Below are 22,229 nucleotides of genomic sequence, written 5' to 3' on the forward strand. Positions count from 1 at the left end.
AGCCTTGTTTGAAAAAACAGCGTGCTTTTCTTAAATGGGCAGGTGGTAAGTATTCACTTGTGGAACAAATTATAAAACATTTACCAGAAGGCGATTTATTAGTCGAGCCTTTTGTTGGTGCTGGTTCTGTATTCCTAAACACAAATTATGAACGTTATATTTTAGCGGATATCAATCACGACTTAATCGCACTATTTAACACGATAAAAGAGCAACCAGAAAAATTTATTGATGATGCTCGGGTATTATTCAACCCACAAAACAACCAAACTGCCGCATTTTATGAACTGCGTAATTTTTTTAATTATACTAAAAGCGATTACCAAAAATCTTTACTATTCCTTTATTTAAATCGGCATTGTTATAATGGACTCTGCCGTTATAACAGCAAAGGGGAATTCAACGTACCATTTGGCCAAAACTACGATAGAGTTTATTTCCCTGAAGATGAAATTATCGCTTTTTCCGAAAAAGCTCAAAAAGCTGAGTTTGTCTGTGCTTCATACCATTCGGTAATGCAAAATGCACAAAAAGGTTCTGTCGTCTATTGCGATCCGCCTTATGTACCATTATCAGTAAGCTCAAGCTTTACCTCTTATTATTCAATCGATTTTGGCATTGATGATCAAAAAAATCTTGCTACACTCGCCGAAAATCTAGCCAAAAAAGATATTCCAGTATTAATATCAAACCACGACACAACCGATACTCGTGATTGGTATCAACATGCAAAACTTCATTCTGTCACCAGTAGACGTTCGATTAATAGTAATGGTTCTGGAAGAAAAAAAATAGATGAGTTATTAGCGCTTTATTCATAGTTTTACAACACATTTAGTAGTCGTCGTAAGCAAGATATTATATTATATAATCCATTACCATTTGATGGATTATTGTGTCTTCACTATAAAATTGAAGAGGTCAAAATCATGAAAAAACATTTAATTGCTCCATCTATTTTATCAGCTAACTTTGCTAAGCTTGGCGAAGATACACAAAAAGTATTAAATGCAGGGGCTGATGTTGTCCATTTTGATGTAATGGATAATCACTACGTACCTAATTTAACTATGGGGCCGATGTTCTGTAGCGCATTACGAGATTATGGTATCAGCGCACCAATTGATGTACATTTAATGGTCTCACCTGTTGATGAATTAATTACTGCTTTCGCGAAAGCAGGTGCAAGTAATATATCAATTCATCCTGAAGCAACGATACATCTTGATCGCTCAATACAGTTGATAAAAGATCAGGGATGTACAGCAGGGGTAGTATTAAACCCAGCCGTTTCTCTCGATTGTCTTGATTATATTATTGATAAAATTGACCTCATTCTTATCATGGGGGTAAATCCTGGTTTTGGTGGTCAATCATTTATTCCATATACACTGAAAAAAATTGAACAAGTAAGAGCGATGATTAACCAATCAGGTAGACAAATTCGTTTAGAAGTGGATGGCGGCGTTAAAGTGGATAATATTGCCAAAATAGCCAAAGCAGGAGCCGATATGTTTGTGGCGGGTTCAGCCATTTTTAGCCAACCAGACTATAAAACAGTAATTGATGCAATGAATCAACAACTAGCGACAATAGAGAGTAATTAATATGACACAACCACTTGATATTCAAGCAATTGCTTTTGATTTAGATGGGACACTTGTTGATAGTGTACCTGGACTTACTTTGGCAACTCAACAAATGCTAGCTCAGTTATCCCTACCCTCGGTGACAAAGGAGCAAGTAAAAATTTGGGTTGGTAATGGTATCGATATGTTAATAAAAAGAGCACTAGCTGCTGTTAATGGCTCAGATGCCCCCTTTGAATTGGCAAAAGAAGCCTTTAATCGCTATTATGATGATGCAATTGAAGAGGGAACGCAATTGTTCCCAAATGTATTAACAACATTAGATAAACTACAGCAGTATCATTATCCAATGGCATTAGTCACCAATAAACCAAAGCAATTTTTACCGGCGTTGCTAAAATCACTTAAACTTGAATCTTACTTTTCATTAGTATTAGGTGGCGGAGATGTGATTAAGTTAAAACCTCATCCAGCACCGCTTTATCAAGTGATGGCAACTTTCGGCCTATTTCATGATCAATTATTATTTGTTGGTGACTCTAAAAATGATATTTCTGCGGCTAAAAATGCCCAGTGTTTAACTGTCGGTTTAACATACGGTTATAACTACGGTGAATCAATCACAACAAGTAACCCTGATTATGTTTTTGATCACTTTGAAGATCTACTAACCATCTTACCTAGCCCGAAAGCCGAGGCTAGAAAATAGTTTATTGAATTTAAATAAAAACGGGAAAATATTATGAGCAAGCCAATTGTATTTAGTGGAGCACAACCATCAGGGGAACTATCTTTAGGTAACTACCTAGGTGCATTAAAAAACTGGGTTGGGCTACAAGATGACTACGATTGCATATATTGCATTGTGAATCAACATGCAATTACCGTACGCCAAGATGCCGAAAAGTTAAAAAAAGCAACGCTAGATACATTAGCGTTATATTTAGCTTGTGGTATTGATGCGAATAAAAGTACTGTTTTTGTACAATCCCATGTCCCCGCTCATGCCGAATTAGCTTGGGTTCTTAACTGTTATACCTATTTTGGTGAACTCAGTCGCATGACCCAATTCAAAGATAAATCGGCAAGACATGCAGAAAATATTAATGCAGGTCTATTTGATTATCCGGTGCTAATGGCCGCTGATATTTTGATTTATCAAACCAATTTGGTTCCCGTTGGAGAAGATCAGAAACAACATTTAGAACTATCTCGTGATATTGCAGCCCGTTTTAATGCATTATATGGTGATATTTTTAAAGTCCCAGAGCCTTTTATTCCTAAGGCTGGTGCAAGGGTAATGTCGTTACAAGATCCGACTAAAAAAATGTCAAAATCTGATGAAAATCGTAACAACGTCATTGGTTTATTAGAAAACCCGAAAGATGTTGAGAAGAAGATCAAACGTGCCCTTACTGATGGAGATGAACCACCATTGGTCAAATATGATGTAAAAAATAAAGCTGGAGTATCTAACTTGCTTGATATCCTAACGGGAATCACTGGCAAATCAATTCCAACCCTAGAAAAAGAGTTTGAAGGTAAAATGTACGGTCACTTAAAAGGTGAAGTCGCGAGCCAAGTATCAACGATGTTAGGTGAGTTACAAGAGCGTTATTTCCATTATCGAAATAATGAAGTACTACTGCACGAAATTATGCAAGAAGGTGCACGTAAAGCGAATAGTCGAGCGAAAGAGACTCTAACGAAAGTCTATGACGCAATCGGCTTTGTTCGATAATAATATATGGCATACGAGTAATTAAACGATGAAAATTATTATTCTTGGTGCAGGCCAAACTGGTAGTGCTTTGGCTGAATATCTTGTGACAGAGCATGAAAACGATGTGACAGTTATTGATGAGCAGCAAGAGCAACTACAATCGCTACAAGAGAGATTTGATTTACGTGTAATTCAAGGTAAAGTCTCATATCCACAAGTGTTGGAAAATGCAGGTGCGGATAGTGCTGATATGCTTGTAGCGGTCACAAATTCTGATGAAGCAAATTTACTCGCATGCCAAATTGCCCATTCTCTTTTCAATATTCCGCAAAAAGTGGCGCGTATTCGTGCTGTTGAATATAGTGATGAGCGATTTCAGCTATTTACACCAGAGAATGGCATTCCCATTAATCATATTATTTCACCAGAAAAATTGATTACACAGCATATTAGCCAATTAATACAGTATCCTGGTGCGTTACAGATCGCCTCATTTTACGAGAATAAAGTCTATTTAGTTGCGGTAACCGCGTACTATGGAGGGGCCTTAGTTGGTAGTGAGTTATCAGAGTTACAAGAACACCTTCCCCATGTTGATGTAAAAATTGTTGCAATATACCGCCAAGGAAAATTTATTCGTCCAATCGCTTCAACGATCATTGAGGCTGGCGACATGGTATATTTTATTACCGAGCCATCAAATATAAAAGCTGTTACCAGCGAGCTACAACGACTCGAAAAACCTTATAAAAGAATCATGATTAGTGGTGGTGGCAGCATTGCGGTTTCATTAGCTAAGAAACTCGAAAATGACTATCAAGTTAAACTTATTGAGCGTAATGCTCAAAAAGCAGAGTTGATTGCCGAGAACTTAACTAACACAACAGTATTGCATGGCGAATCAGCCGATCAAGAGCTCCTTTCTCAAGAACAAGTCGAACTCACTGATCTATTCATCGCAGTCACCAGTGATGATGAGTCAAACATTATGTCCTCGATGCTTGCCAAACGGATGGGCGCCAAAAAAGTTATCGTCCTAATCCAACGACAAGCTTATCTTGAGCTCATTAATGATAGTGTTATTGATATTGCAATTTCACCTCAATTAGCGACTATTTCCGCCCTACTCAGTCACGTTAGACAATCTGGAGTGAAAAAAGTCGTCTCTTTACGTCAGGGAACATCGGAAGTTATTGAAATTGTCGCTCATGGTGATAAAGAGACCTCGAAGCTGGTTGGTCGTACGATTGATAAAATAAAACTCCCATCAGGAGCAACGATAGGCGCAATTGTAAGAGGTGATGACGTCATTATTACACAAAGCGATCTACTTATTGAAGACAATGATCATCTCATTATCTTTTTACCTGATAAAAAAGTGATTAATGAGATAGAAAAATTACTTAAAACTTAATACAAAATGAATTAATAATTATGCCTTATACTCAATATCTATTTTTTATTTTATATATCGTATGGCCATCTCTCTGTTTAGCAGATACGGTTTGGATGAAAAATGGTGATATTATTTCAGGATCAGTCAAAGTTATTGATAATAATAAAATGGTTTTAGAGACAAAATATGCCGGTACTCTAACAATCAAAGCAACCGAAGTTAAAACGTTCACCATTGATAAGCCCGCTGTTGTTAAAAATAATCTCTATGCTCAAAAGTTTTTTATTAATGAAATTAAACCCTCTGAAGAGAATGGTGCGATTATCATCGTAGATAAACGGGGTGAGGAACAAACAGTTTCAATTACCAATAATCTTATTTTATATAAACAAACCATAAATGAGTTTCTAGATAAAGTCTCCTTTAGTGGTAATATTAAAGGCGGTTTTTTTTATGATAAGAGTACGAAAAAAACTGAACAATACTCACTAGACACCAATTTTATAATTAAATATAGTTTATGGCGGCATAATGTCGCGACTAATTTACGGCGTAATTTAAAAAATGATAGTGTAAGTACCTACTATTATACTGGGTTATATAACTTAGATAAATTTATTACCCCTGAGTTTTTCTGGCAATCAAGTGCTCAATACCGACATGATTGGATTGAAGACATCTCCTCTAAAAAAAGTTTTGGTACAGGTCCTGGTTATCAATTATGGGATAATGAGCTGAGTTCTTTTGCCTTATCACTACTCCTCAACTATCAAGAAATGCACTACCAAGATAATGAAAGTTCTCGCCATCCACTTGCTACCATTCGTTGGGATTATCAGCGCTTTTTTAATGGTAAATCGCTAAGATTATTTACCAATGGTTCAATTGGGCGTAGTTTTGATGACACCGTATCGTTAGACCTATCAGCAACAATTGGGGCTGCATACCGAGTTACAGATTGGTTTGTCATTAGTTCTACATTTAATAAAGATAAAGATAGAACTAAAGAAGGATACAGTAATAATATTAATTACATTTTAGGATTAGGTGTAACTTGGTAATGACTATCAGTCATATTAACTGATAGCCATTGCTTCTATTTCAGCTTGAATATCTAGCCACTGCATTTCATGCTCTTCAAGTTCAGCTTTGAGTTTACTCTGAGTTAATAGTAACTGATTTAATTGCTCTTTTTTACTAGTTTCATATATCGAAGTGTCGGCAAGTTGAGCTTCAATCTCTTTTAATTCACCAGACAATTTATCCATTGCGACTTCAGTTTTTTGTAATAATTTTTTCATGGGTTGAAGCTGCGCTCTTAATTCCGCTTCGCGTCGTTTCTGCTCTTTTTTATCTTGAGCTGATAAATTTGAAGTTACGGATTCCGACGATTCATTATCCAAGTCCTTAATCTGACTCTCTTTTTGATCATCAGCTAACCATTTCTGATAATCATCTAAATCGCCATCAAACTGTTCAACTCGCCCGCTATGTACCAAATAAAATTCATCGGTTGTTGAACGTAATAAATGCCGATCATGTGATACGACGACTAGCGCTCCTTCAAAATCAATTAACGCTTCGGTTAAAGCTTGGCGCATATCAAGATCCAAATGGTTTGTTGGTTCATCGAGCAATAATAGATTCGGTCTTTGCCAAACAATAAGGGCTAATACTAAACGCGCTTTCTCTCCACCAGAAAATGTACTGACAGACTCCGTCACTTTATCTCCACGGAAATCGAATCCACCTAAATAATTGCGTAACACCTGTTCGGTATTTTTGGGATCGGCAATCTGAGTTAAATGCCATAGCGGGGACTCATCCGCTCGCAAATATTCCAATTGATGCTGAGCAAAATAACCCAGTTGTATTCCTTTCGCTAAATGAATATTACCGGAAATCGGCGATAGCTCACTGGCAAGTAATTTAATTAATGTCGATTTCCCTGCCCCATTTCGGCCTAATAGCCCAATACGTGAACCGGGTACTAAATTTAATTTAATATGATCCAAAATAATCTTGTCACCATAACCTGCCACAACTTTTTCCATCGTTAATAGAGGGCTTGGTAATGAATCGGCGGCACGAAAAGTAAAATGGAATGGATTATCCACATGAGCAGGTGCAATTTTCTCCATTCTTTCAAGCATTTTAATCCGGCTCTGTGCTTGTTTGGCTTTAGTCGCTTTTGCCCTAAAACGATCGATATAACTCTGTAGATGAGCGACTTTTAATTGCTGGTGTTCGTACAAAGACTGTTGCTGCGCGAGTTTAGTAGCTCGTTGAATTTCAAAAGAGGAGTAATTACCCGAATATTCAAATAATGACTGCTGTTCAATATGAATAATTTTATCCACTAATGGATCAAGAAAATCACGGTCATGAGAGATAAGCAACAGTGTTCCGGTATAACTTTTCAGCCACTTTTCTAACCACATCACAGCATCAAGATCTAAATGGTTAGTTGGCTCATCGAGTAATAATAAATCAGAACGACACATGAGTGCTTGCGCTAGATTTAGACGCATTCGCCACCCCCCCGAAAAAGATTCAACGGGCTGCGCTAATTGTTCTTGAGAAAAACCGAGTCCATTGAGCAAAGATGCAGCTCTAGCCTGAATAGTCCAAGCATCGATCATATCAAGCTGACTATGAATGGTAGCAATTTTATTACCATCATTATTGTCATTAGCGATTGCTAGCTGTGTTTCTAATTTGCGAAACTCCCTATCACCATCAATGGCATACTCAATTGCCGAAATATTAACAGCCGGAGTTTCTTGATTAACCCAAGCGAGTTCCCAATGACTTGGTAGGGAAACATCGCCAGCATCAGCAACAATTTCACCTTTTATCAATGCAAAAAGTGTCGATTTTCCACAACCATTTTTACCAACCAAACCAACTTTTTGACCCGGGTTAATTTTAGCTGAGGCATTATCCAATAATAAATTAGTACCGCGGCGAATCTGTATTGAAGATAGGGTAATCATATTCTTATATCTAACTTAACTTTTTAGGCGTCTATGCTAGCAAAAAAATAGGACAATAACGAATTTTATTCATTGGTACTTTTGTTGTCCAATAACGAAAATGTGATTTAACTCACTACCATTTATACGATTGTTGAAATATTTCATTGAATTATCTTATTTTTTTGGGCAAATCCACATAGAAAAAACATTTTCTTCATAATAAAGTTAACTCGCATGATATTAATGATAAATATCCAAACCAATTAATAATTATTGAATCTTATTCATATAAGGAGAACGACGATGTTAGAGTTACTCAGCTGGTATGGCGCATTGTCTGGTTTATTTCTAGCTATTTTGCTGATATTAAAAGGGATAAATCCCGTTTACTCACTATTTTTAGGTGCTATTGTGGGCTCGCTCATTGGTGGTGCTAATTTAGTTGAAACGATATCAATCCTCATTTCAGGAACCCAAAGTATTATGGGAACCGTAATTAGAGTTCTTGCAGCAGGCGTACTCGCTGGCGTAATGATGGAGTCTGGTGCAGCAGAAACAATAGCACAAACAATAGTCAGAAAACTAGGTGAAAAAAAAGCATTATTGGCATTAGCATTAGCAACTTGTGTCATAACAGCGTCAGGCGTATTTATTCCTGTTGCAGTGTTAATCGTTGCGCCAATTGCACTATCTGTCGGTAATAAAATGGGGATTTCCCGTTTAGCATTACTATTAGCGCTATCGGGCGGAGGAAAAGCGGGTAATATTATCTCGCCCAATCCGAATACTATTGCTGCGGCAAATGGTTTTCATTTAAGTTTAAGTGATGTCATGCTAGCAGGTCTAATACCGGCTATATTCGGATTACTTGCTACCGTTTTTGTGGCATCATTAATTAAAAATCGTGGCGATAAAATTTCAGATCAAGAAGTCATCGAACTACAGAAAAATACTAAAGAACAAAATAACTTACCAACACTAGCAACAGCAATCGTAACGCCAGTTGTTGCAATAGTACTATTAATGCTAAGCCCAATCGGCGCTATCTTACACATTGAGGTATTAGCCAATTTGAAAATTGATGCATTATATGTATTACCTATTGCGGGTATTATCGGCATGATCGCAATGGGAAAACGAAAAAAAATTATCGCTTATACAAAGTCTGGAATTGAAAAAATGACCGCAACGGTGCTTATTTTAATTGGTGCCGGTGCGATTGCAGGATTAATTGGTGCATCAGACCTAGCAAAACAAGTGATTAATATTATTGATTATATTGGAATTTCTGGAATATACCTAGCACCAATATCGGGTATATTAATGGCAGCAGCTACTGCATCTACTTCGACGGGTGTCATACTCGCAACAGGAACATTTGGCTCAGCAATTTTAGATATGGGCGTTCCTGCACTCAGTGCTGCGGTAATGATGCATACTGGGGCAACAGTAATTGACTCTTTACCTCAAGGAAACTACTTCCATGTCACAGCAAGCAGCATGAATATGTCAATAAAGCAACGTATGAAATTAATCCCTTATGAAGCAATGGTCGGCGGTACGATGACCGTTATTGCAACCATTATTTATGGCTTTATTCTCTAAAAGAGGAAAAACAGTATGAAACAAAAAACATTTGTCCTAGCACCCGATTCCTTTAAAGAAAGTATGACAGCAAAAGAAGTATGTATGGCAATGGAGTCAGGTTTAAAAAAAGTTTTCCCTGATGCTAACTATATTCATGTCCCTATGGCTGACGGCGGAGAAGGTACAACACAGTCATTAGTTGATGCAACAGGAGGAACGCTCTATTCCCTTGAAGTGACAGGACCATTAGGTAATAAAGTGATTGCTCATTATGGAATTTTAGGGGATAAACAGACTGCCGTTATTGAAATGGCATCAGCAAGCGGTATCCAACTGGTTGCTAAAGAACAGCGAAATCCGTTAATCACCACAACCTACGGTACAGGTGAACTAATTATTGCCTGTATGAAAAAAGGAATAAAAAAAATTATATTAGGTATTGGTGGAAGTGCTACTAATGATGGTGGCGCAGGAATGGCACAAGCCTTGGGTGTACAATTTTATGATGATCAGGGACAGCATTTACCCTTTGGAGGCGGTGCTCTAAATAAGTTATCAAAAATTGATATGAGCAATGTTGATCCAAATTTGCAGAGTATTGATTTTATAATTGCTAGCGATGTCAGCAATCCATTATGTGGCGAACACGGCGCGTCATTTGTGTTTGGTCCACAAAAAGGGGCGACGCCTGAAATGGTAAAACAGCTGGATAGCAATCTTAAACATTATGCTGATATTATCAAACAACAACTTAATAAAGATATTGCAACGATTCCTGGAGCGGGTGCCGCAGGGGGACTTGGTGCTGGTTTGATGGCCTTTACCAATAGTAAAATGGAAAAAGGGATTAATATTGTCATAAAATACACACAATTACACAATAAACTCGCGGGTGCTGATTTTTGTTTCACTGGTGAAGGTGGTATCGATTTTCAAACAAAATTTGGTAAGACGCCATATGGTGTAGCGCAAGTAGCCAAAGCGAATAAAATTCCTGTTATTGCCTTAGCTGGAACTATTGGTAAAAATATTGATGAACTTTATGCAGAAGGAATTGATACTATTTTTGGTATCGTTCCTGGTGCTGCCAAAATTGAGGATTTATTAGCCAACGGTTTTCAAAATATCGAAAGAACCAGTGAAAATATTGCACGGTTAATAAAAATGGTAAAATAGATGCCTAATTAATGATATAACAGTTGCACCCAATAGCCATGTTACTTATTAAATAATCAGGTCCTTTTATGCTAAATAATTTATTAGATCCACAATTAGCACAACAAATCGTTAATAGAACAATGCAAATTATTGATTGTAATATTAACGTAATGGATAACAAAGGCTATATTATTGGTAGTGGTGATCCGAAACGAATCGGTGAATTACATGAGGGTGCTCTACTTGTCTTGTCACAAAAACGTATCGTAACTATTACTGAAGATAGCGTAAAAACCCTTTTCGGTGCAAAACCGGGGGTTAATTTACCACTGACTATTAATAATCATTTAGTTGGTGTGATTGGTTTAACAGGTGATCCCAAACAATTATTTCAATTTGGTGAGCTGGTCAAAATGTCAGCAGAAATGATGATGGAACAAGCATCATTAATTAATGAAATGACAAAAAATAAACGTCTACATGAAGATATTGTGCTTCATTTAATTCAGAATGAACAATTACCCAATCATTTAAAAGAGTGGTCAACAAGGATTGGCGTAGATTTATCAATACCTCGTTTTGTTGCTATTATTGACATTGAAACTGGCCAATTAGGTATCGAAACAGCCATGGATCAATTGAATCAGTTACACAACTATTTATTAAAATTAGATTCAAGTAATTTAGTTGCAATAAAGTCGTTAAGCTGTTTAGTTTTATTGATGCCAGCATTAAATACTTTTGGCTATTGGGACGCAATTTACCAAAAACAAAAAATGTATTCGCTCGTTGATAAAATCAAAAAGATAAATAACTTAAATATCAAAATTTCATTAGGTAACTTTTTTACTAATGATATCAACAATATTACTAAATCCTATCAAACCGCATTAGCCGCGCTGGCAATCGGTAAGGAACGTGCGCCCAATACTTGTTGCTACGTTTATCAAGATTATCTACTACCGACCTTATTAAATACGCTTGAAGCAAGCTGGCAAACATTTGAACTCACAAGACAATTGAATAAACTGAAATCGGCAGATACTTCCGAAGTGTTAATTGATACGCTAAAAATTTGGTTTAAAAATAATTTACAAGCAACAGATACAGCGAATGAGCTGGCAATCCACCGTAATACGCTAGAATATCGGCTAAAAAAAATTTCGGAGATTACTCAGTTAGATATGAAATTATTTGAAAATCAGTTATTACTCTATCTTGCACTGACCATTCAAGAAAAATAGTAATAGATTATACTGTCATCGCGCTATCAATTTGATAAGGTAACTTGGTTAGTAATGGAACATGTTCACCATTGAGCCTTTTTAATAAAAGTTCAGTAGCCATTTTACCAATATCAAAACGAGGGGTAATGACTGAAGCAATCTGTTGCTGATTAGCGAGTCGAATATCTAAACCATGAAATCCGGCAATCGCTATTTGCTCAGGAACAGGAATATTATAATGTTGACATTCAAGTAAAACACCCACGGCAATATCATCATTAGTACAAAAAACACCATCAATATTTGGATATTCTTGAATCGCTTTATGAAATAGACTACGACCTAAATTAACCGATGAAATCATATTAGGTAACATCTGCTTAGGTTCATAACCAGCATCCCGCATTGCTCGACAATAACCTTCAAATCGACTCATATCTCTTGCGCTAGCAATTGAGTTAAAATAGACAATATTCTTTTTACCACTTTTAATTAAAGCCTGTGTCATATCAAACCCAGCCATTTCATTATCAAAACCGACTTGAATATCAAGACTTTGCTGACTAATATCCATTAGTTCTGCAACGGGAATATTTACCGATTTTAAATATTTAATCGCACGTTTGGTATGATTTTTTTCCATTAAAATCAACGCATCAATATTGTATGACAATAAATTGATAATTTTTTGTTCTTCAATTATTTTGTCATAATCATAATTTGTAATAATCGTCTGATAACCATGATTGGACGCAACTGACTCGATCCCTGCTAAAACTTCCAAAAATATATGATTTTTAAAAGAGGGAATAATAATACCAATTGAGCGGCTTTTTGAACCTAATAAGATTTCAGGTGCACGATTAGGAATATAATGGATATCTTCGAGTATTTTAGCTAATTTTTGACGATTTTTCTCAGATACTTGGTTTGGATCACGTAAATATCGGCTGACCGTCATTTTGGTTACATCGGCTAGACTAGCAATGTCCTGTAGGCTAATTCGTTTATCTCTCATATGCTATTGTTCTTATTGCTAATCAATTTTCTCATTACACAAATGACTTATTATTGTAGCAGAAATAGCAACGAAATATATATGGGGATGGCTTAACTTATGTTAACAATGGTTCATATTTCGTTCGCAATGCCTCATTAAAGCGAGTCTTTCTCGCTTTAATGAGGGCAATTACCTATTATTACACGATATAATGGTCATTAGTGTGCTTTTGGAGCTTTAACACTTGCCATTAATACTACTGAAAGAATTAGCGCTGTTCCCATAAATACATAAGAGGCACTTGCACTGCCTGTTGCGTCATTAATTACACCAACTAACCATGCACCAATAAATGCGCCGAGAGCACCAAAGCTATTAATTAATCCCATTGATACACCTGATACATTACTTGGTAGTAATTCAGGAATAAGGGCAAAGAATGGTCCATAAGGTGCGTACATACAACCTGCTGCAAGAACAAGTAATGAGAACGTAATCCAGAAATGGTCAGCACCTAATAAGTAAGCAATGAAAAATGCAATTGTTGCAACTAATAGAACTGGCCACACAAACAGTTTACGATTTTGTAACTTATCAGAAAAATATGAAACTAATAACATCAAAACGATCGCTGCAACATAAGGAATAGCAGCTAACCAACCAACTGAAACGATATCCATATTTGCAGCTGATTTAATGATGGAAGGCATCCACATCATAAAGCCATAAACCCCGATACTCCAAAGCGCATGAACAGCACATAATTTAATAACATTACCAGAACGTAGTGCTTCACCATAATTACGAACAGGTTTAATATTTTGTTGTTCTAACGCCATAGCGTTTGCTAAATCAAGTTTTTCTTGTTCTGTTAACCAACTTGCTTCAGATGGTTTGTCGCGAACTAGAACCCACCAAATAATCGCCCAAACTACTGCAGGAAGACCTTCGATGATAAACATTTCACGCCAGCCATAAATATCGATTAAATGGGCAGAAACAATCGACATCCATAATACCGTAACAGGGTTACCTAAAATTAAAAACGTATTGGCTTTTGAACGCTCTTTTTTAGTAAACCAAGTACTGATATAAATGAGCATTGCAGGCATTACCGCAGCTTCCACCACACCGAGTGTAAAGCGGATAACCATCAACATCGGAATGTTGCTTACCATACCTGTTGCAGCAGCACAGACTCCCCATAAAATGAGGCAAGCAAAGATTAATTTTCTTACGCTTCGTTTTACTGCATAAATAGAGCCAGGTACTTGGAAGAAAAAATAACCTAAAAAGAATAGAGCCCCGATTAGCGATGAGGTACCGTGAGTAATGCCTAAATCATCATTGATTCCTGCAGCAGCTGCAAAACCATAGTTAGCACGATCTAAATAAGCTAAACTATAAGTAATAAAAATGATTGGCATCAAATACCACCAACGACGTGGCGCCAACTTCGTTACTATTTTATTCATATATTTAAACTCTCTTTATCTTTATTTGAAATCATTACACAGCAGCTAGCATGCCACCATCGACATAAACAATATGTCCATTAACAAAATTTGATGCTGCTGAAGATAAAAATACCGCAGAACCGATTAGTTCTTCTGGTTTACCCCAACGCGCAGCAGGAGTTCGTTTAAATAACCAATCAGAAAACTCTTTATTTTCGACCAATGCCTTTGTCATTTCAGTATCAAAGTAGCCAGGACCAATACCATTGACTTGAATATTATAACGAGCAAGTTCAACACACATTCCACGCACTAACATTTTTACAGCCCCTTTTGATGCAGCATAAGGCGTAATCGTATCGCGGCCTAATTCACTCTGCATTGAACAGATATGAATAATTTTACCGTGTTTACGCGTCATCATATGTTTAGCAACTTGTTGTGACACTAAGAAAACTGCTTTTTGGTTAACATTAATTACGGCATCCCAATCACTTTCAGGAAACTCAGTAAATGGATGGCGACGTTGAATACCTGCATTATTGATTAAAATTTCAATAGGACCGATCTCTTTTTCAATATAATCAATGGCATTCTTAACTGATGTTGAATTTGTTACATCAAAACCAATTCCAACAGCATCGATGCCATCTTTTCTTAAAAGTTCAGCCGCAGCATCTGCTCGTTCTTGTGTAATATCATTAATTACGATGCTTGCACCATATTGTCCTAGCCCTCTTGCCATTAAATTACCAATACCTTGTGCAGAACCAGTAATCAAAGCTCGTCGACCTTTTAATTCAAATAATGATTTCATTTTTTATCCTTAGTGTTTATATCTAAATATTCTGTTACGCATAACTGTTATGCGTAACATACAAGAAAAATAAAAAAGAACAAAGTGAATTTCATGCGTATAGTACAAAAAATATCAATTTTGTGATCGAGTTCAAAAAAATGAATTGAATAATAAATCGTACTCTTTTTTTTATTAATTGAGATTCGCGCTAAGAGACGTAGAATGAGCACGAAGTTTTATACAAGCATACGATAATAAGGTCTTAATATATGAAAAAACACATAAAAATCATCTCGTTAATGATGTTAACAATGGCAACTCTATCTCAAGCAATGGCTGGGGTTCACTGGGGATATGAAGGTAATGAACTACCTGAAAATTGGGCTAAATTATCACCAGAGTATCAGATGTGTGGGTTAGGTAAAAATCAATCACCGATCAATATATCTAATACTATTCAGGCAGATATCGGGGAGTTAGATATTCATTATGGAAAAACGTCTGGAAATATTGTCAATAATGGCCATACAGTACAAATTACAGAAAAAAATCCGAATGATTATATTATTCTTGATGGTCAAAAATATACGCTAACGCAATTTCACTTCCATGCACCAAGTGAAAATCAAATAAACGGTGAATCATTTCCAGTAGAAGGACATTTTGTCCATGCTAATAGCAATGGCGATTTACTTGTTATGGCCGTTATGTTTAAAGAGGGAAGCAATAATCAATCAGCGGATCAATTATTATCCCTACTTAGTGAACAAGAAAATACACCAGCTAATTTTGACAGTGTAAATATTGCAGCATTTCTTCCTGAGCAAACTCATTACTATCGTTTTTCTGGATCATTGACAACACCGCCGTGTAGCGAAGGTGTGACTTGGATAGTTTTAAAAGAGCCAATGGAATTATCTAAAACCGAAATAGATAAATTTACGCATGCTTTTAAACATCATAATAACAGACCAACTCAACCATTAAACGGTCGTTTAATCATCAGTAACTAATAACATAATCTTTAATGGCCCAACTCGGGCCATTTCGCCAATTATTTTATAATAACTAAACTTTTTTATATAAATTCTGTATACTACTTGCCTAATTTAACCTTCAAAGTCTATTTGGAGAAAATTTTATGCAACAAGATCGTCCTATTCGCCGAGCCCTACTTAGCGTTTCAGACAAGTCCGGAATTGTTGAATTCGCAAAAGCCTTATCCCTACGCAATATTGAAATATTATCCACCGGCGGAACAGCCAAACTTCTTATGCAACATCATATTCCCGTCATTGAAGTATCAGACTATACTGGTTTCCCTGAAATGATGGATGGCCGAGTCAAAACACTTCATCCTAAAATACATGGTGGAATATTAGGCCGACGTAATATTGATGATAATGTGATGTCTGAGCATAAGATAGCCCCAATCGACATGGTGGTCGTCAATCTTTATCCATTTGCACAAACGGTTGCTAAAGCCGATTGTACTTTAGAAGATGCCGTTGAAAATATTGATATTGGTGGACCAACAATGGTGCGATCTGCAGCAAAAAATCACCGAGATGTAGCGATTGTTGTTGATAACCAAGATTACCAACCAATTATTGAGATGATAGACAGTAATCAACACTCTCTCACTTTTGATTATCGATTTAATCTTGCCATTAAAGCTTTTGAACATACAGCAAAATATGATGGTATGATTGCTAACTATTTTGGTAAGTTAGTACCCCCTTACTTTGGTGAAACCTCTAAACCATCGGGTCAATTCCCTCGAACACTTAATTTACAATATATAAAAAAACAAGATATGCGTTATGGTGAAAATAGTCATCAAAATGCAGCATTTTATATTGAAGAAGCCCCACAAGAAGCAAGTGTCGCAACGGCAATACAGTTACAAGGAAAAGAACTCTCTTACAATAATATTGCTGACACCGATGCTGCCCTAGAGTGTGTGAAAGAGTTTAGCGAGCCAGCTTGTGTTATCGTTAAACATGCAAATCCTTGCGGTGTGGCTGTAAGTGATAACTCACTTAATGCCTATTTACACGCTTATCAAACCGACCCAACTTCCGCATTTGGTGGCATTATTGCCTTTAATCGACCTTTAGATAAAGCAACCGCTGAAGCGATTATCGCAAGGCAGTTTGTTGAGGTCATTATAGCGCCACAAGTTGATAGTAATGCACTAACGGTTCTTGCTACTAAGAAAAATGTACGTGTATTGGCTTGCGGGCAGTGGCAACAGCGAGTAGAAGGACTCGATTTTAAACGAGTAAATGGTGGATTATTAGTACAAGATCGTGATTTAGGAATGATCACTCCGCAAGATTTTGAAATAGTAAGTAAGCGCCAACCTACAGCTAAAGAGTTATCCGATGCACTATTTTGTTGGAAAGTCGCAAAATTTGTCAAATCTAATGCGATTGTCTATGCTAAAAACCAGATGACAATTGGTATCGGAGCCGGACAGATGAGCCGTGTTTACTCAGCGAAAATTGCTGGCATAAAAGCCCAAGATGAAAACTTACAAATTGCAGGTTCAGTCATGGCATCAGATGCCTTCTTCCCATTTAGAGATGGTATTGATGCAGCAGCGAATGTCGGAATTACTTGCGTAATTCAGCCTGGAGGCTCAATACGTGATGACGAAGTTATCCAAGCTGCAGATGAACATAATATAGCGATGATATTTACAAATATGAGACATTTCCGCCATTAATCGACTTGGTGAGAAAGATGGTTAACACATTAGAGTTTATCTTACATAAGGATTAGTATGAAAGTATTAATTATTGGTAATGGTGGGCGAGAACATGCTCTAGCATGGAAAGTCGTTCAATCTCCTTTGGTTACAAAAGTATTTGTTGCTCCCGGTAATGCGGGGACTGCACTCGAAAGCAACTTAGAGAATGTTGACATTAACGCAACAGATATTGATAGCTTGATTGCCTTTGCACAAAAAGAAGATATTGCTTTAACTATCGTAGGCCCGGAAGCGCCACTAGTTATCGGTGTTGTTGATAGATTCCGCCAAGTTGGTTTAAATATTTTTGGGCCGACACAAGCTGCCGCTCAACTCGAAGGCTCTAAAGCATTCACAAAAGATTTTTTAGCCCGCCATAATATCCCAACGGGCGAATACCAAAACTTCACTGAAATTGAACCAGCAATTAACTATTTACGTCAGAAAGGGGCTCCGATTGTTGTCAAAGCAGACGGGCTTGCTGCGGGTAAAGGAGTTATTGTTGCAATGACCTTGAAAGAGGCTGAAGATGCGGTTCATGATATGTTATCAGGTAATGCATTTGGTGAGGCTGGCCATCGAGTTGTTATTGAAGAGTTTCTTGATGGTGAAGAGGCAAGCTTCATTGTGATGGTTGACGGTAAAAATGTTGAACCGATGGCAACTAGTCAAGATCATAAACGTGTCGGTGATAAAGATACCGGCCTAAATACCGGTGGAATGGGAGCCTATTCCCCTGCCCCAGTTGTAACAAAACAAGTTTTTGATAAAGTTATGGAACAAATTATCTATCCAACCGTGAATGGTATGGCTGCTGAAGGTAATACCTATACTGGCTTTTTATATGCAGGGTTGATGATTGATAAACAAGGTAATCCAAAAGTTATTGAGTTTAACTGTCGATTTGGTGATCCTGAAACACAGCCAATCATGATGCGATTACAATCTGATTTAGTCAAATTATGCCTAGCTGCAACGAACGGCAAATTGAATACGATACAATCTCATTGGGATGCCAGACCAGCTTTAGGTGTTGTGATGGCTGCCGGTGGTTATCCTGGTGATTATCGTATTGGTGATGAAATTAGTGGATTACCAAAAGAAGATGAAAATGACTGCAAAGTTTTCCATGCTGGTACAGTACTAAAAAATGGCAAAGTATATACTAATGGTGGTCGAGTTCTGTGCGTAACAGCTTTAGGCCTATCTGTTGCAGAGGCTCAAGCCAGAGCATATCAGCAAGTAAAATTAATTAATTGGCAAGGTGGTTTTTATCGTCATGATATTGGCTATCGCGCGATTGAACGAGAAAAGTTAAAATAATAGATTCATTGATTAGAGATGGGCTAATATGCCCATCTTTTTTATATCTCTTTTCGTTAAAATGTTGCTGTATAGTGCAATTATAGTGTAAAAAAAGAAGCGTTCTTACAAACTAACTCGTTACTCAGTTATAGCCAAGAAAATACCAACTTCCCTTGTTCTACTTTAAGACTAGAAGCGCTCTTAAATGCTAAATACTCAAGATGATTACTAGTATCCAATTGATATATCGGATTATGTTCAAAATAGAGCTGTAGTGCTTGATTTAAATAAGGTAAAAAAGCCCCCGAAGTGATTGAGCCTAAACTGGAATTAATTTGATAGTCTGCAATCTCAACTTGTTGTAAATAAATAGCACCTTGTTTCTGATCCATTTGAGGTAACGCTTTCAGCTTTAATGTAATATCGACATCTTGTTTACCTAAAAGTGTTTGAATGGAAGCTTTTGCTGTACCTTTTGCAACAACTTTATTTGCAACTTCCTCACCAAGATCTAAATTGATACTATTAAAAGCTAAATTCATCTTAACAAGATCGCTACCATTAATAGTTTGGTTATATTTGCTAAGCTGTTTTTGTAAAGTGCTATTAATCATCTGCTCGGATAAACTATACTCACCAACTTTCTGGCAACTGAATAAAAATCCACAACAGATTAAAAGCGAGATTACACCTATCATTTTTTTTAATTGCATTAGTAATTATTCCTTCATCAATATATATGCCTATAAAATATCATTAATATTATACAAACCTCATCTAAAAGCGCTATAACGAATAAAGAGTATTCATCATCATTGAACGGGATAAAATAGATCAAAAAGCTAGAGAGTAGATTTAATATTTAAAATTTTAATCAGATATTTTTTCATTTAAACTTTCGAATATTTTCGTTTTATTCTTTTTTTATTATGATACAATTCAATTGCATTTTGAATATCTTTCGAATTCGTAAATATTATTTAAATGAGGTTGATATGATCATAGCACTAACAATGAATCCGTCTATCGATATCTCTTATCCTATTAAAAAACTAATTATTGATAGTGTAAATAGAGTGGATAATGTAAAAAAAACAGCCGGAGGTAAAGGATTAAACGTTGCGAGAGTCGTAAAAATGGCAGATCAGCCAATACTTGCAACTGGACTATTAGGAGGTAATCTGGGTAAATATATTCAAAATGATTTAGACCATGATAATATACCTCACAATTTTTTACCGATCGCTCAAGAGTCGCGTAATTGTATTGCAATACTCCACGAAGGTGCTCAAACCGAAATTTTAGAATCAGGCCCAACCATCAGTGAGCAAGAGCAGTTAACATTTAAGCAACATTTTACAGACCTCATTACACAAGCTGACGTTATTACCATCTCAGGTAGCTTACCCAAAGGGATGCCTGCTAATTACTATGGAAAGCTCATTGAGATTGCTAATCAACAGCATAAAAAGATATTATTAGACTGCTCAGGAGAGTCTCTGAAGTTAGCGCTAAGTAATAATGACAAACCTTATCTGATCAAACCAAATCATGAAGAACTCAGCTTCCTAGCGAATACAGCTATCGAAGCAACTGATTTTAATAAAATTGCCGATGTCTTATCCAATCATACTGAACTTAAGGGAATCCCAATTATTGTCGTTTCATTAGGAAAACATGGTGCAATGGCAAAATGTGCAGAGCAGATCTGGCGAATCACTATTCCAAAAATCAACGTAGTCAACCCTGTTGGATCGGGAGACTCAACTTTAGCCGGGCTCGCGATAGGTATCCTTAAACAAGAGTCATATGAAAACATACTTAAACGCGCGATGGTTTTTGGTATGTTAAATGCGATGGAGGCGCAAACTGGCTGTATTAATTTAGCTTACTATGATGAGCTGTTTAAACAAATACATGTAAATTTATATCAATAATTTTGAGAAAAAAAAATGACAATGTGATATTTCAAGCCTATTATCATTATAGTTATCTGTTTGAAATAGTTTTTATTAAATGACATCGAATTAGGAGATAGTTATGCAATTTAGTAATGCAAAAAAACAATTAATGCAAAACCTACTCAACGATCATGGCATCATAGCTGCACTAGCCATCGATCAACGTGGCGCACTAAAAAAAATGATCACCAAATATAAACCTTCAGGTGTGAAAGAACAAGATTTAATCGATTACAAAAAATTGGTATCTCAAGTCCTAACTCCTTACTCATCTTCAATTTTACTCGATCCTGAGTATGGTTTACCTGCTGCAAAAGTAAGACATAAAAATGCAGGACTATTATTGGCATATGAAAAAACAGGTTATGACGCAACCGTGAAAGGACGTTTACCTGATTTACTTAGCGTTTGGTCGGTAAGACGTTTAAAAGATGCTGGTGCAGATGCGATTAAATTTTTACTTTACTATGATATTGATGAAGAAAAATATATTAATGAGCAAAAACATGCATTTATCGAAAGACTTGGTGCAGAATGTGCGTATTATGATATACCGTTTTATTTAGAATTAGTTTCATATGATGCCAATAATGATGATTCATCAACGATTGAGTTTGCTAAAGTAAAACCACATAAAGTAAACGACATGATGAAAGAGTTTTCTAAACCATGTTATAAGATTGATGTACTAAAAGTTGAAGTACCGGTCAATATGAAATATGTTGAAGGTTTTACCGATGGTCCAGTTGCTTATTCAAAACAAGAAGCTGCAAATTACTTTAAACAACAATCTGAATCAACTCACTTACCATTCATCTTCCTTAGCGCAGGTGTAAGTGCTGAATTATTCCAACAAACACTATTTTTCGCTAAAGAGTCTGGTTCTCGTTTCAATGGAGTACTATGTGGACGAGCAACTTGGGCCAATGGCGTTGAACAATTTGTTGTTGGTGGAGAGAAAGCGGCTATTCAATGGCTAGAGACTCAAGGAAGAAAAAATATTGAGACTTTAAATGAAGTTTTAGCGAAAACAGCAACACCACTAAAACTTGCTTAAGAATTTATCCTAAATCAAGTGGGTCTATATGACCCACTTTTTTTTGGCTACGCTACGCCTAACTATATTTCACATCTTTAATTACCTACAAAATCATACAATCACTATTTTATTATTCATTCAATAATGGATGAATAAGTCCTCTAATTCGAAAGTTATTTTTTTATTTTTCAATTTCACATGACCTTGATCACAAAAACAAACCTTTCGTTTGATTTCGAATTAAAAAGAATGTAAC

Annotated in this window: 19 protein-coding genes; 14 read left to right on the top strand and 5 right to left on the bottom strand. The window is 36.4% G+C overall.

The genetic code is table 11. The annotated features are described in order from the left end of the window. Positions 1 to 8 precede the first annotated feature (8 nt). The 6 genes from RHO11_08010 (at position 9) to RHO11_08035 (ending at position 5,769) form a co-directional block, all read left to right on the top strand. Positions 9 to 821 carry a Dam family site-specific DNA-(adenine-N6)-methyltransferase gene (locus tag RHO11_08010; GenBank protein WVD60445.1) on the top strand — a complete coding sequence of 271 codons (813 nt, stop codon included), beginning with the start codon at positions 9 to 11 and terminating at the stop codon, positions 819 to 821. Between the two features lie 108 nt (positions 822 to 929). After that, positions 930 to 1,607: a ribulose-phosphate 3-epimerase gene (gene rpe / locus RHO11_08015; GenBank protein ID WVD60446.1), complete on the top strand. Its 678-nt coding sequence runs from the start codon at positions 930 to 932 to the stop codon at positions 1,605 to 1,607. 1 nt (position 1,608) lies between these two features. After that, entirely contained in the window at positions 1,609 to 2,298 is a 690-nt protein-coding gene (locus RHO11_08020; protein ID WVD60447.1) for a phosphoglycolate phosphatase, read from the top strand. Between the two features lie 33 nt (positions 2,299 to 2,331). Continuing rightward, positions 2,332 to 3,330, top strand: a complete 999-nt coding sequence (gene trpS / locus RHO11_08025) for a tryptophan--tRNA ligase (protein ID WVD60448.1) — start codon at positions 2,332 to 2,334, stop codon at positions 3,328 to 3,330. 28 nt (positions 3,331 to 3,358) lie between these two features. Then, a complete protein-coding gene (trkA, locus tag RHO11_08030) occupies positions 3,359 to 4,726 on the top strand; it encodes a Trk system potassium transporter TrkA (protein ID WVD60449.1) in 1,368 nt (455 codons plus the stop codon). A 20-nt stretch (positions 4,727 to 4,746) separates the two neighbouring features. Further along, a complete protein-coding gene (locus RHO11_08035) occupies positions 4,747 to 5,769 on the top strand; it encodes a DUF481 domain-containing protein (GenBank protein ID WVD60450.1) in 1,023 nt (340 codons plus the stop codon). Between the two features lie 15 nt (positions 5,770 to 5,784). On the opposite strand, the gene RHO11_08040 is transcribed toward RHO11_08035, so the two are convergent. Beyond that, the gene (locus tag RHO11_08040) at positions 5,785 to 7,704 is read right to left on the bottom strand and encodes an ABC transporter ATP-binding protein (protein WVD60451.1); all 1,920 of its coding nucleotides are present in this window, start codon (positions 7,702 to 7,704) and stop codon (positions 5,785 to 5,787) included. A 285-nt stretch (positions 7,705 to 7,989) separates the two neighbouring features. Between RHO11_08040 and RHO11_08045 the strand changes: the two genes are divergently transcribed. The 3 genes from RHO11_08045 (at position 7,990) to RHO11_08055 (ending at position 11,675) form a co-directional block, all read left to right on the top strand. Continuing rightward, on the top strand, positions 7,990 to 9,291 hold the full coding sequence (locus RHO11_08045; GenBank protein WVD60452.1) for an SLC13 family permease: 1,302 nt from the start codon (positions 7,990 to 7,992) through the stop codon (positions 9,289 to 9,291). Between the two features lie 15 nt (positions 9,292 to 9,306). Continuing rightward, a complete protein-coding gene (locus RHO11_08050) occupies positions 9,307 to 10,449 on the top strand; it encodes a glycerate kinase (protein WVD60453.1) in 1,143 nt (380 codons plus the stop codon). Positions 10,450 to 10,517: 68 nt separating this feature from the next. Further along, complete coding sequence (locus RHO11_08055) at positions 10,518 to 11,675, top strand: sugar diacid recognition domain-containing protein (protein WVD60454.1); 1,158 nt, start codon at positions 10,518 to 10,520, stop codon at positions 11,673 to 11,675. A gap of 7 nt (positions 11,676 to 11,682) precedes the next feature. On the opposite strand, the gene RHO11_08060 is transcribed toward RHO11_08055, so the two are convergent. The 3 genes from RHO11_08060 to idnO form a co-directional block, all read right to left on the bottom strand. Then, on the bottom strand, positions 11,683 to 12,675 hold the full coding sequence (locus tag RHO11_08060) for a substrate-binding domain-containing protein (GenBank protein WVD60455.1): 993 nt from the start codon (positions 12,673 to 12,675) through the stop codon (positions 11,683 to 11,685). Between the two features lie 200 nt (positions 12,676 to 12,875). Continuing rightward, positions 12,876 to 14,132, bottom strand: a complete 1,257-nt coding sequence (locus RHO11_08065) for an MFS transporter (GenBank protein ID WVD60456.1) — start codon at positions 14,130 to 14,132, stop codon at positions 12,876 to 12,878. Between the two features lie 34 nt (positions 14,133 to 14,166). Further along, positions 14,167 to 14,931: a gluconate 5-dehydrogenase gene (gene idnO, locus RHO11_08070; protein ID WVD60457.1), complete on the bottom strand. Its 765-nt coding sequence runs from the start codon at positions 14,929 to 14,931 to the stop codon at positions 14,167 to 14,169. A gap of 251 nt (positions 14,932 to 15,182) precedes the next feature. Between idnO and RHO11_08075 the strand changes: the two genes are divergently transcribed. The 3 genes from RHO11_08075 to purD all read left to right on the top strand — a co-directional run bounded on the left by RHO11_08075 (position 15,183) and on the right by purD (position 18,991). After that, the gene (locus RHO11_08075; GenBank protein ID WVD60458.1) at positions 15,183 to 15,926 is read left to right on the top strand and encodes a carbonic anhydrase family protein; all 744 of its coding nucleotides are present in this window, start codon (positions 15,183 to 15,185) and stop codon (positions 15,924 to 15,926) included. Between the two features lie 128 nt (positions 15,927 to 16,054). Then, positions 16,055 to 17,644 carry a bifunctional phosphoribosylaminoimidazolecarboxamide formyltransferase/IMP cyclohydrolase gene (gene purH / locus RHO11_08080; protein ID WVD60459.1) on the top strand — a complete coding sequence of 530 codons (1,590 nt, stop codon included), beginning with the start codon at positions 16,055 to 16,057 and terminating at the stop codon, positions 17,642 to 17,644. A 57-nt stretch (positions 17,645 to 17,701) separates the two neighbouring features. Further along, the gene (purD, locus tag RHO11_08085) at positions 17,702 to 18,991 is read left to right on the top strand and encodes a phosphoribosylamine--glycine ligase (GenBank protein ID WVD60460.1); all 1,290 of its coding nucleotides are present in this window, start codon (positions 17,702 to 17,704) and stop codon (positions 18,989 to 18,991) included. Between the two features lie 128 nt (positions 18,992 to 19,119). Here the strand turns inward: purD and RHO11_08090 are convergent, their stop codons facing one another. After that, entirely contained in the window at positions 19,120 to 19,686 is a 567-nt protein-coding gene (locus tag RHO11_08090; GenBank protein WVD60461.1) for a DUF1439 domain-containing protein, read from the bottom strand. A 282-nt stretch (positions 19,687 to 19,968) separates the two neighbouring features. On the opposite strand from RHO11_08090, the gene RHO11_08095 reads away from it, so the two are divergent. Further along, positions 19,969 to 20,910 (top strand): hexose kinase, encoded by a 942-nt coding sequence (locus RHO11_08095; protein WVD60462.1) that lies wholly within the window; start codon positions 19,969 to 19,971, stop codon positions 20,908 to 20,910. Positions 20,911 to 21,013: 103 nt separating this feature from the next. Continuing rightward, entirely contained in the window at positions 21,014 to 21,991 is a 978-nt protein-coding gene (lacD, locus tag RHO11_08100) for a tagatose-bisphosphate aldolase (protein ID WVD60463.1), read from the top strand. Positions 21,992 to 22,229 lie beyond the last annotated feature (238 nt).

The sequence above is a fragment of the Orbaceae bacterium BiB genome (assembly GCA_036251205.1).
In the GTDB taxonomy this organism is placed as follows: Bacteria; Pseudomonadota; Gammaproteobacteria; order Enterobacterales; family Orbaceae; genus Orbus; species Orbus mooreae.

Bases quoted from the DNA above. Each gene is read 5' to 3' on its own strand.
- rpe (WVD60446.1), top strand. From the start codon at position 930: ATGAAAAAACATTTAATTGCTCCATCTATTTTATCAGCTAACTTTGCT.
- RHO11_08020 (WVD60447.1), top strand. From the start codon at position 1,609: ATGACACAACCACTTGATATTCAAGCAATTGCTTTTGATTTAGATGGG.
- trpS (WVD60448.1), top strand. From the start codon at position 2,332: ATGAGCAAGCCAATTGTATTTAGTGGAGCACAACCATCAGGGGAACTA.
- trkA (WVD60449.1), top strand. From the start codon at position 3,359: ATGAAAATTATTATTCTTGGTGCAGGCCAAACTGGTAGTGCTTTGGCT.
- RHO11_08035 (WVD60450.1), top strand. From the start codon at position 4,747: ATGCCTTATACTCAATATCTATTTTTTATTTTATATATCGTATGGCCA.
- RHO11_08040 (WVD60451.1), bottom strand. From the start codon at position 7,704: ATGATTACCCTATCTTCAATACAGATTCGCCGCGGTACTAATTTATTA.
- RHO11_08045 (WVD60452.1), top strand. From the start codon at position 7,990: ATGTTAGAGTTACTCAGCTGGTATGGCGCATTGTCTGGTTTATTTCTA.
- RHO11_08050 (WVD60453.1), top strand. From the start codon at position 9,307: ATGAAACAAAAAACATTTGTCCTAGCACCCGATTCCTTTAAAGAAAGT.
- RHO11_08055 (WVD60454.1), top strand. From the start codon at position 10,518: ATGCTAAATAATTTATTAGATCCACAATTAGCACAACAAATCGTTAAT.
- RHO11_08060 (WVD60455.1), bottom strand. From the start codon at position 12,675: ATGAGAGATAAACGAATTAGCCTACAGGACATTGCTAGTCTAGCCGAT.
- RHO11_08065 (WVD60456.1), bottom strand. From the start codon at position 14,132: ATGAATAAAATAGTAACGAAGTTGGCGCCACGTCGTTGGTGGTATTTG.
- idnO (WVD60457.1), bottom strand. From the start codon at position 14,931: ATGAAATCATTATTTGAATTAAAAGGTCGACGAGCTTTGATTACTGGT.
- RHO11_08075 (WVD60458.1), top strand. From the start codon at position 15,183: ATGAAAAAACACATAAAAATCATCTCGTTAATGATGTTAACAATGGCA.
- purH (WVD60459.1), top strand. From the start codon at position 16,055: ATGCAACAAGATCGTCCTATTCGCCGAGCCCTACTTAGCGTTTCAGAC.
- purD (WVD60460.1), top strand. From the start codon at position 17,702: ATGAAAGTATTAATTATTGGTAATGGTGGGCGAGAACATGCTCTAGCA.
- RHO11_08090 (WVD60461.1), bottom strand. From the start codon at position 19,686: ATGCAATTAAAAAAAATGATAGGTGTAATCTCGCTTTTAATCTGTTGT.
- RHO11_08095 (WVD60462.1), top strand. From the start codon at position 19,969: ATGATCATAGCACTAACAATGAATCCGTCTATCGATATCTCTTATCCT.
- lacD (WVD60463.1), top strand. From the start codon at position 21,014: ATGCAATTTAGTAATGCAAAAAAACAATTAATGCAAAACCTACTCAAC.